Source organism: Bartonella queenslandensis AUST/NH15 (genome assembly GCF_000312585.1).
GTDB lineage: Bacteria > Pseudomonadota > Alphaproteobacteria > Rhizobiales > Rhizobiaceae > Bartonella > Bartonella queenslandensis_A.
The window spans coordinates 1,496-9,733 of sequence record NZ_HE997975.1 but is presented as its reverse complement, the minus strand read 5'-3'; the positions used below and the strand labels follow the sequence as shown (position 1 = coordinate 9,733).

Annotated in this window: 7 protein-coding genes and 1 pseudogene; all 8 read left to right on the top strand. The window is 40.6% G+C overall.

Features of this window, described 5'->3' with window-relative positions; all coding sequences use genetic code 11:
* Positions 1-590: DnaJ C-terminal domain-containing protein (locus BN338_RS00320; protein ID WP_083868400.1), on the top strand; the 590-nt coding region annotated here is incomplete at its 5' end.
* A gap of 130 nt (positions 591-720) precedes the next feature.
* Positions 721-1,539 (top strand): enoyl-ACP reductase FabI, encoded by an 819-nt coding sequence (fabI, locus tag BN338_RS00315; protein ID WP_039757974.1) that lies wholly within the window; start codon positions 721-723, stop codon positions 1,537-1,539.
* 145 nt (positions 1,540-1,684) lie between these two features.
* Positions 1,685-2,773 carry a chorismate synthase gene (gene aroC / locus BN338_RS00310; protein WP_039757971.1) on the top strand — a complete coding sequence of 363 codons (1,089 nt, stop codon included), beginning with the start codon at positions 1,685-1,687 and terminating at the stop codon, positions 2,771-2,773.
* A gap of 15 nt (positions 2,774-2,788) precedes the next feature.
* Positions 2,789-3,895, top strand: a complete 1,107-nt coding sequence (gene ribB, locus BN338_RS00305) for a 3,4-dihydroxy-2-butanone-4-phosphate synthase (protein WP_039757968.1) — start codon at positions 2,789-2,791, stop codon at positions 3,893-3,895.
* 7 nt (positions 3,896-3,902) lie between these two features.
* Entirely contained in the window at positions 3,903-4,157 is a 255-nt protein-coding gene (locus BN338_RS00300; RefSeq protein WP_039757966.1) for an exodeoxyribonuclease VII small subunit, read from the top strand.
* Positions 4,158-4,407: 250 nt separating this feature from the next.
* The gene (dxs, locus tag BN338_RS00295; RefSeq protein WP_039757963.1) at positions 4,408-6,315 is read left to right on the top strand and encodes a 1-deoxy-D-xylulose-5-phosphate synthase; all 1,908 of its coding nucleotides are present in this window, start codon (positions 4,408-4,410) and stop codon (positions 6,313-6,315) included.
* A 16-nt stretch (positions 6,316-6,331) separates the two neighbouring features.
* Positions 6,332-7,074, top strand: a pseudogene (locus tag BN338_RS00290) (TlyA family RNA methyltransferase).
* The gene (locus tag BN338_RS00285) at positions 7,071-8,222 is read left to right on the top strand and encodes a class I SAM-dependent RNA methyltransferase (protein WP_244427574.1); all 1,152 of its coding nucleotides are present in this window, start codon (positions 7,071-7,073) and stop codon (positions 8,220-8,222) included. Before BN338_RS00290 ends, BN338_RS00285 begins: the two are co-directional and overlap by 4 nt.
* Positions 8,223-8,238 lie beyond the last annotated feature (16 nt).

The window sequence follows — 8,238 nt, the reverse complement described above, 5'->3', positions numbered from 1 at the left end:
CAGGGGCCCCAGGTTTTGATGCGAGTGATATTTTTCGCGATCTCTTTGGGGGAGGCGGTGGCTTTTCAAATTCCACACACTATAATCGCCCTCAACAAGGAGCCCATATTCGTGCTAATCTTACCATAACATTAGAGCAGATGGTTGGTGCAGAAAAAGTGGAAGCTGTTTTCCCTCATGGAAAAAAGTTAAAAATTAAACTTCCCGATTATATTGAAGACGGGCAAACTATTCGTTTAAAAGGTCAGGGAGAAGAGGTTCCTCATGGGCAAGCAGGCGATGCGTTGATCACCATTCAGATTCAAAAACATCCTCGATTTCGGGTTGAAGGAAGAGCACTTCATCTTGATTTACCCGTTTCTCTGAAACATGCTGTTTTGGGAGTAAAAGAAGAAGTTGAGACATTGGAGGGACGTGTGGTTTTAACGATTCCTGCTTGGTCAAGTTCTGATCGCGTTTTGCGGTTGAAAGGAAAAGGACTTCGTTTAAAAAATGGTACAAGAGATGATCTCTATGTGCATGTCCGTATTATGTTGCCGGAAGGTGGAAATGCAGCGCTAGAACAGTTTTTTCAAATGCAAAAAGATTAATTTTTAAAATTTTTTATACAGACCAAGCGTAGTTTTTGTTTGATTTTAAACCAATTACTTGAAGAAAAAGTTGACCTGTGTCATAGGCAGATAAATAATATTAATTTTAAGTAACAATGGGGCAGTGCTGATGGCTAAGGGTAATGGTTTATTGTATGGTAAGCGTGGTTTAATCTTGGGGTTGGCCAATAATCGCTCCATCGCTTGGGGAATTGCTAAAGCAGCGAGTGCTGCAGGGGCAGAGCTTGCTTTCACCTATCAGGGTGAAGCAATGAAAAAGCGTGTTGAGCCTTTGGCTGGAGAATTAAATGGGTTTGTTTGTGGACATTGTGATGTTTCTGACAGTGCCTCTATTGATGAGGTCTTCAGAGTCATAGAGAAGAAATGGGGCAAACTCGATTTTTTAGTTCATGCTATTGGTTTTTCTGATAAAGATGAATTGAGTGGTCGTTATGTTGATATCAGCGAATCAAATTTTATGATGACCATGAATATTTCGGTTTATTCCCTAACGGCGTTAGCAAAGCGTGCAGAAAAGTTAATGTTAGAGGGTGGTTCAATCTTAACACTAACCTATTATGGTGCGGAAAAGGTTGTTCCAAATTATAACGTAATGGGGGTTGCTAAAGCAGCTCTTGAGGCGAGCGTAAAATATTTAGCGGTAGATTTAGGTCCCCAAAATATTCGTGTTAATGCGATATCTGCTGGACCGATTAAAACATTAGCGGCTTCAGGTATTGGTGATTTCCGTTATATTCTAAAATGGCATGAATATAATGCTCCCTTACGTCGTACGGTATCAATTGAAGAGGTAGGTGATTCTGCTCTTTATTTTCTTTCAGATTTGTCTCGTTCTGTTACCGGTGAAGTTCATCATGTCGATTCAGGTTATAATATCATCGGTATGAAAGCCGTTGATGCACCAGATATTTCTGTCGTTAAAGAATAAGTTTGGTTTAAGGCCCCGTATTAGACAGCGGTGATTTGACAAAATTTAAAGCGGCCAAGAATATTTTGGAATAAAGAGCTGTTTTGTGTATAGCTCAATATGTATTGTCGTTGCGTATATTTGATAGAGAAACGGATCTTTTTTCATGTCGCATAATACATTTGGTCATTTGTTTCGTGTAACAACATGGGGTGAAAGTCATGGGGCTGCTCTTGGTTGCGTCATTGATGGTTGTCCACCTGGAATTATTTTTACTCTTGCAGAAATTCAAGCTTATCTTGATAAGCGTAGGCCTGGGCAATCCTTATATACAACGCAGCGCCGAGAACAGGATCAAGTAGAAATCCTTTCAGGAGCGATTGCTCAGGAAGATGGAACAACATTAGTTACAACAGGCACACCAATTTCTCTGTTGATTCGAAATACAGATCAACGCTCTCAAGATTATGGGAAAATTGCTCATCAATATCGTCCTAGTCATGCAGATTATACGTATGATGTTAAATATGGCATTCGTGATTTTCGAGGGGGAGGACGTGCTTCAGCGCGCGAGACAGCAGCGCGTGTTGCGGCTGGTGCATTGGCTCGTAAAGTTGTTCCTAGTTTGGTTGTACGAGGAGCTGTGATAGCAATTGGTCCCCATCATATTAATCGTGATCGTTGGGATTGGTCAGAGGTTGAGAATAATCCTTTTTTTACAGCTGATGCAGAGATGGTTCAGATTTTTAGTGATTATATCCGTAAAATCCGTAAAGATGGAACATCTGTTGGTGCGGTTATTGAGATCGTTGCAGAAAATGTTCCGGCAGGTTTAGGAGCTCCTATTTACGCAAAACTTGATCAAGACATTGCATCCTTACTTATGTCAATTAATGCGGTAAAAGGGGTTGAAATTGGTGATGGTTTTGCGGCAGCCCGCTTGAGAGGAGAAGAAAATGCCGATGAAATGCGGATGGGAAATGATGGAAAACCACTTTTTTTATCCAATCATGCGGGTGGTATTTTGGGAGGAATATCGAGTGGACAGCCAATTATTGCACGTTTTGCTGTAAAGCCTACTTCATCAATTTTAACGCCTCGTCGCTCCATTGATATTGATGGTCAGGATGTAGACGTTATAACGAAGGGACGCCATGATCCATGTGTTGGGATTCGTGCTGTTCCTGTTGGTGAAGCGATGGTTGCTTGTGCTATTGCTGACCACTATTTAAGACATCGCGGTCAAGTTGGGTGATTGAGAAGGTGAATAATGGCGTATAATGAAGAAAAAATTGTTTCTGCGCTTAAAGCTTTTGAATGCGGTGAAATTGTTGTGGTGACAGATGATAATGACCGTGAAAATGAGGGTGATTTAACGGTTGCAGCAGTTCATTGTACAGAAGAAAAGATGGCATTTATTCTTCGTCACACAACAGGTATTGTGTGTACACCTATGCCCAAAAAAGAAGCACAACGATTTCATCTTGATCCTATGGTACGAGATAATAACTCTGCGCATGGGACGCAATTTACTGTTACTGTTGATTTTAAACACGGCATAACAACAGGGATTTCAGCGCATGACCGTACATTAGCGGTATGTAATCTTGCAAATTCAAGTGCAAGTGCGGATGATTTTGTTCGTCCTGGACATATATTCCCTTTGATTGCACATGAAGGGGGAGTTCTTTTGCGTTCAGGTCACACAGAAGCCGCTGTTGATTTATGTAAATTAGCTGGTTTACCGCCGGTTGGTGTTATTGGTGAGTTAGTCAATGATGATGGAAGCGTCAAACATGGCGATCAGATTACAAAATTTGCGCAAGAACATCGGTTGCATATCATAACGGTTGCAGATTTAATTGCTTACCGCCAGCGTAAAGAAATCTTGATTAAGTCTGTTGGAGAAATAGCTATTGAAACACCTGTAGGTTCTGCTATTGTTCAAAGTTATCAACTCCCCTGGGAAGCTGTTCAGCATATTGCAGTTATTTTTGGCGATATCTGTGATGGTGAGGACATTCCTGTCTGTTTGCATCGCGAAAATATTTTGAATGATGTTTTTGGGCAATTTCCAGATATTACAGCTATCATGCAACGTATGATAGAAAAAGAAGAGCGTGGTGTGTTTGTTTATTTGCGTGCAGCATCTGTTAATGTACAATCAGCTACAGGTATTCAGGGGATTATACGAGAAGGTTCAGAGAAGCATGCGCAGGCAATTGAACGCGAAGAAGAATGGCGCAAAATTGGTTTAGGATCACAAATTTTAAAATATTTAGGAATAGGCTCTGTTATTATTTATGCTTCTAAAGAACATCGTTATGCAGGTTTAGAAGGTTTTGGAATTCGTATATCGAGAACAGAAATTTTTTGAGGTTCATATGAAAAAAGAGATACAAGAGGGGGATATTACGGCTTTAACCTTTGAGCAAGCGCTTAAGCAACTTGAAGTTATTGTTGAGAATTTAGAACGTGGCGATGTGCCTTTAGAACAATCCATTGATATTTATGAACGTGGTGAAGCGCTTAAAGAACATTGTGAAAAACTCTTGAAGGTCGCTGAAGCAAAAGTTGAAAAAATTCAGCTTTCGCAGGAAGGTTTTCCAGAAGGAGTAGAACCACTTGATGCTCAATAATATTAAATATTTTTTGGGGTATTTATTGTGGGACGAGGAGATGCAATAACCTTATTTTATGAACAAGAAATTTTATTGATTTTTTTTTATAAAATAAGCTAAAAATGGGAAAAATCATCAATCCTCTTAAAGGGATAAGAGAGACAAGCATTTTTCAATAAAAAAGGTGTAAAACTCTCAATAAAAGAGTAGAGAAGATATGTTTTTACCACGGCTTTTTCGTGAGTTAAGATAATAGGAAGGAATTTTTTTGTCTCGGGTTTTAACGCCATTGCTTGATCGTATTTATTTTCCACAAGATCTGAGGGCTTTACCTGAGTCTGATCTGGTACAGTTGGCTGATGAGTTGCGGACCGAAACAATTGATGCGGTTTCTGTAACAGGTGGCCATCTTGGGGCGGGACTTGGTGTTGTTGAGCTTACAGTTGCATTACATTATATTTTTGATACACCAGAGGATAGGATTATTTGGGATGTTGGTCATCAAACCTATCCGCACAAAATTTTAACGGGGCGTAGAGAAAAAATTCGTACATTACGTCAAGAGGGTGGGCTATCAGGTTTTACAAAACGCTTAGAAAGTGTGTATGATCCATTTGGGGCGGGGCACTCATCGACTTCTATTTCGGCAGGGCTTGGCATGGCGGTGGCAAGTGCTTTGAAAGCAGAGACAAAACGCAAAGTCATTGCTGTCATTGGTGATGGTGCAATGTCTGCGGGTATGGCTTATGAAGCAATGAATAACGCTGGAGCTTTGAATGCACGCTTGATTGTTGTTTTGAATGATAACGATATGTCTATCGCACCGCCTACAGGTTCTATGAGTGCACATCTTGCACGGTTAGTATCTCGTCCTTCTTATCGTCATTTACGTGAACGCGTAAAAATGTTGAGCGAAAAATTGCCAAAGTTTTTTTGGGATAAGGCACGTCGTTCAGAGGAGTTTGCGCGTGGCCTTTTGGTTGGCGGAACGTTATTTGATGAGCTTGGCTTTTATTATGTTGGCCCCATAGATGGGCACAATTTAGGGCATTTATTACCTGTTTTAAAAAATGTTCGTGAATATCCTCATGGTCCTGTTTTGGTGCATGTTGTAACCCATAAGGGAAAGGGATATCCGCCTGCAGAAGCCTCGTCCGATAAATATCATGGTGTTAATCGTTTTGATGTCACGACAGGAAAACAGGTTAAGACATCAAGTAATATTTTACCCTATACCAAGGTATTTTCTAAAGCTTTAATAGAAGAAGCATGCCATGATAATAAGATTGTTGGCATAACGGCAGCGATGCCAACAGGGACAGGACTTGATTCTTTTGCAGAAAAATTTCCTGAAAAAATGTTTGATGTTGGTATTGCTGAGCAACATGCCGTAACTTTTGCGGCAGGACTTGCTTGTGAAGGATATAAGCCTTTTGTTGCAATTTATTCTACTTTTTTACAGCGTGCTTATGATCAAATTATTCATGATGTATCAATTCAAAAATTACCGGTACGTTTTGCCATTGATAGAGCAGGTTTTGTGGGGGCTGATGGTGCAACGCACGCTGGCAGTTTTGATATTGTTTTTTTGGCCACCCTTCCTGAGTTTGTTGTTATGGCGCCTTCAGATGAACTTGAACTGATGCATATGGTGCGTACAGCTGCAGCTTATGATCAGGGGCCCATTTCTTTTCGTTATCCACGTGGTGAAGGTATCGGTATAGATTTACCACAACGTGGTGAGTTATTAGAGATTGGAAAAGGACGTGTTCTGCGTGAAGGAAATAGGATCGCTCTGGTTTGTTTTGGAACGCAGATGTCAGAAGTATTGCGAGCTGCTGATTTGTTGGGAGCAGAGGGGTTATCGATAACAGTTGCAGATGCACGGTTTGCAAAACCTTTGGATAAGGACTTGATGCGTCGTTTAGCACGTGAGCATGAAGTATTAGTGACAATTGAAGAAGGTGCAATCGGCGGATTTGGAGCGCATTTATTACAATTTTTAGCACAAGAAGGGCTCTTAGAGCATGGTTTGAAAGCTCGTACACTAAAACTTCCTGATGAATATTTAAATCATGGTTCACCAGAAAAAGTTCTCTCAACGATTGGGCTTGATGCGATGGGTATTGTCAACACGGTTTTAACGACCATGGGGCGCGAAATTCGAATAGAATAGAAAATTCGAGTATGAGATGGCTTCCAGAAAAAGGCTCGATATTCTTTTAGTGGAAAAAAACTTTTTTACGACACGTTCCCGTGCGCGTGATGCTGTCATGCGGCAAACAGTTAAAGTTAATGGTGAAATCGTTTTAAAAGCGGGGCAAACCTTTTTTGATAATGCAGAGATTGTCGTTTGTGACCCAGCGCAGAATTATGTTTCGCGGGCAGCGTTGAAATTGATTGCAGCACTTGATAGATTTCCGATTATAACGGATAAAGTGACAGCCATTGATGTTGGTGCATCAACAGGTGGTTTTACACAAGTTCTCTTGGAGCGTGGAGCAGCCCATGTCATTGCTGTCGATGTTGGGCATCATCAATTTGATACATGTTTATCGGGCAACAGTGCTGTAACGTTATTAGAGGGTTTAAATGTTAGAGATTTTCAACAGGAACATTTAGGCGGGCGGGAAATTGATCTTATTGTTTCAGACGTTAGCTTTATTTCTCTCAAACTTGCATTGCCTCCCGTTTTATTGTTAGCCAAGAAGGGGGCTCAGGCTGTTTTATTAGTAAAACCTCAGTTTGAGGTTGGCCGTAAGCACCTAGTAAGGGAGGGATAGTAGATCCATCAAGAGCTAAAGAAACTGCTGAGGGGCTTTTTATCTGGCTAGATACTCAAACGGGGTGGCGTGCAAAAGGTTTACTTCCTTCCCCTATTACAGGTGGTGATGGCAATGTAGAATATTTACTATTCGGAGAAAAGCAACAGTGAGTGATCATGTTATAATCGACCATATTGGAGCAAATGGTTATGGTACTTCCAAGACACCGTACGGCCTTGTTTATGTTCCTTTTACTTTGCCAGGAGAATGTGTTGAAATTACTGTTCGTGGAAAATATGCAACATATATAGCATTAAAAGAAAAATCACCAGAACGCGTTGATGCGCTTTGTCAGCATTTTGGAGAGTGTGGAGGCTGCACTCTTCAGCATTGGCGTGCTGATGCTTATCGCGTATGGAAACGACAATTGGTTGTTGATGCACTTAAAAAGTATGGAGTTAATAGTGTTGTTGCACCTTTAATAGAATGCCAACCCTATAGTCGACGGCGGATGACTTTAACAGCATCAATGACCCCACAAGGCCAAAAAGTTGGTTTTAACCGTTATCTCTCTCATGAGATTGTAGCTCTTGAGGAATGTCCAGTAAGCTGTCCAGAACTTATTTCTCAGTTGCGTAATATTAGAGAGCTCTGCGCTTTTCTAAGCAGCTCTGTCAAACGGTTTCATGTTACGATTACACGTGTTCAAAATGGTTTAGATGTTGCGTTTAGTGGCTGCATTATACACCATGAATCACTTCGTCAGAAAATGATCAATGCAGCTCTTTCACATGGAATTACACGTTTGTCCGTTGACGGTGAAGTTTTGATTGAACGAGAAAAACCAGTGATTTATTTTGGAGATATCCGTGTTGAATTTCCTTCTGGTGGTTTTCTTCAAGCAACCTGCGAAGCTGAAAATATCATGGGCAACATTATTTTGACTCATTTAAAAAAAGCAAAGAATGCTCTTGATTTATTTTCAGGGGTAGGAACATTTGCTTTGCGTATGGCTAAAAAGATGAATATTCATGCAGTAGAAAATGATGAGAAAGCATTAGAAAATTTGAGTTCAGCAGCACGTTTTTCAACTGGTTTAAAAACAGTAACTTGTGAAAAACGCGATCTTTTTCGCCATCCACTCTCTGTGAGGGAACTTGAATGTTTTGAATCTGTTGTTTTTGATCCTCCTCGTGCTGGTGCAGAGGGACAAGTTTGTGAACTAGCGAAGGCAACAGTATCACGTGTTGTGGCAATTTCATGTAATCCTGCCACATTTGCACGTGATTTATCTCTTCTTGTTGCTGCAAGATATTGATTTATAATGATAATTT